Raw genomic sequence first — 2,357 nt, forward strand, 5'->3', positions numbered from 1 at the left:
GTGCGCCGCAGCAGATCGGTGAGCGACAGCAGCGTCGCCGCCGGCGCCACGGGCGTCAGCGCCACCAGCGCCGTCGCGCGCGCCACCGGCCCGGGCAGCAGCGGGAAGGCCTGCGCCACATGCCGTACCGCCACCGAGGGCGCGAAACTCCGCTCCACCTGGGCCAGTTCCACCAGCAGCCCGGCCCGCGCCCTGCTGTGCGGCGGGATGTCGCGCAGGGTCCGGCGAAGATAGCGGGCGGCCGTCTCGGGCGCCCCGCGCCGTACCGCGGCGTCGGCGGCCCGCCGCAGCACGGCCACCGCGTCGTCGTCCAGCCGCGAGGTCGTGGCCAGGAGATGACCGGCGACCCGCTCGGGCGCCCCGCCCCGGTAGCGCAGCAGCGCGGCGGCCTGCAGATGCAGCCGGTTGCGCTCGTCCGGCGAGGTGCCCTCCTCGATGACCTCGTGCACCGCCCGGTGGGCCAGCCGCAGCGTGTCCTGCCGGGTCACCAGCGCCAGCCGGCGCAGCCGCCACAGGCTCTCGTCCAGGTCCACCGGGTCCAGCCCGGCCAGTTCGCCCACCACCTGCCGGTCGGCGTCCTCACCGAGCACCATCAGCGACCGCGCCGCGGCGAGCACGTACGGCGGCTGCTCCCGCAGGCACTGCAGGAGCCGGCGGCGCAGCGCGGGCGGTACGAGCGCGGCCACCGCGGGCGCCTCGGCGGCCACCGGCGCCACGCCGCGGGTCTGGCACTCCTGGAGCAGCGACACCAGATGCAGCGGATTGCCCCGCGTGGCCTCGTGGCAGGCCGCCGTGAACTCCGGGTCGGCGGGCACGCCCAGCCGCTCCAGCAGCATCCCGTCGACGGAGTCCGGGCCGAGCGGGGCGGGCAGCAGGGTGTGCTCGGCGGCGGCGAGCGGCCGGACCTCCTGCCGCTCCGCCGCGGGCTCGCCCTCGCAGAGCGTGACCGCGACCAGGATCCGCCGCTGGGTGACCTGTTTGACCAACTGGTCCAGCCACTGCAGCGATTCCTCGTCGGCCCAGTGCACGTCGTCGACGAGGAGCACCGGCACCCGGTCGTGGGTGATGTTCTCCACCATCGACAGCAGCGCCCGTACGGCCGTCGCCGCCCGCTGCCGGGGCGACTCGGTGTCGCCCTGGAGGAAGGCGAGCGCGGCCCGCGCGGGCCCGGAGCACCACCGGGCCACGAAGGAGCCGGACGTCAGCACCGGCTCCAGCAGCTGCCGGGTCACACCGAGGGGGAAGTCGCGCTCGGCGGGGGCGGCGTAGGCGCGCATCACCAGGGCGCGGGGCGCGGGCGCCGCGCCGGCCGACGGTCCGGCGGTGAGCCGTACGGCGAGTTCGCCGATCTCCGTCAGCAGCGCGGACTTGCCCGAGCCGGGCGGGCCGCTGATCACCACGAGCGATCCGTTGCCGTGCTGGGCGAGCCGCAGGGCCTCGGCCGCCACCTTCAGTTCGTTCTGCCGCTCAAGCAACATGCCAGCGGCCTCCTCGTGCGGTGTGGTTGAGCATGGGGGGTGGACTGGGCGGAACGTCGGCCGGTGACGTCAGGTCGCCCGAGCGGGGTCGCCGAACCTCCGGACCGCCGACGCGGTGTCCGCCCGGGGCGGCGGGTGGAGCCCGGCAGTCTCCCGGGTGACGAGGGCCTGCGCGAACCGGCGCGCCGCGGGGCTGTGGCCGAGCCGGCGCAGCGCGCGCTCGGTGAGCCGGGCCGCCTGCGGGGCGGGGGAGGCCAGGCCCCGGCGCAGCTCGGTCCAGGCGAGCGCCGAGTCGGTGCCCCAGCGCTCGGCCAGCCGCAGCTCCTCCGCGAACAGCTCGGCCGCCCGCTCCTCGTCGCCGCAGCCGAGGTGCGCCAGCGCCGCGAGGGAACGCCACGCCAGCAGCGCCGGATTGCGCCAGTTCCGCGCGGTCAGCCGCCGCCCGCACTCCTCCGCCTCGGCGAGGGCCTGCCCGGGCCGCCCCCGGCACAGCATGAGCTGCGCGCGGCTGTAGAGCAGCTCGGTCCAGGCGCTGCACTCCTCCGCGCACGGAGGCAGTTCCACCGAGGCCAGCCGGTCGGCGTCGGCGAACCGCTCCCGGGCGATGAGGACCCGGATCTGTGCCGCCCGCAGCGCGGTCAGCCGGCTGGGATGCCAGGCGTGCAACGGCGCCAGGGCTCGGCAGGCGGCCAGGTCGCGGGCGGCGGTGTCCGGGTCGCCCGCCCGCAGGTTGAGCCGCGCCCGCAGCATCAGCCCCCGTGCGACCACGGTCGGGCTGGCCCGTTTGCCCGCCTCGGCGAGCGTGGCGTCCAGCGCGTCGCGCGCCGCGGAGTGCGCGTCGGCCAGCGACAGTACGGACACCGCGGCGAACCGGGGGTA

Annotated in this window: 1 protein-coding gene and 1 pseudogene; both read right to left on the reverse strand. The window is 77.0% G+C overall.

Annotated elements, in window-relative coordinates; translation table 11 throughout:
* The coding region (locus tag GA0115233_RS39875) for an AAA family ATPase (protein ID WP_176712127.1) at positions 1-1,478 on the reverse strand (1,478 nt) is incomplete at its 3' end.
* A gap of 69 nt (positions 1,479-1,547) precedes the next feature.
* Positions 1,548-2,357, reverse strand: a pseudogene (locus tag GA0115233_RS41415) (hypothetical protein); the annotation flags it as partial.

This window comes from Streptomyces sp. DI166 (genome assembly GCF_900091315.1).
Lineage (GTDB): Bacteria > Actinomycetota > Actinomycetes > Streptomycetales > Streptomycetaceae > Streptomyces > Streptomyces fuscus.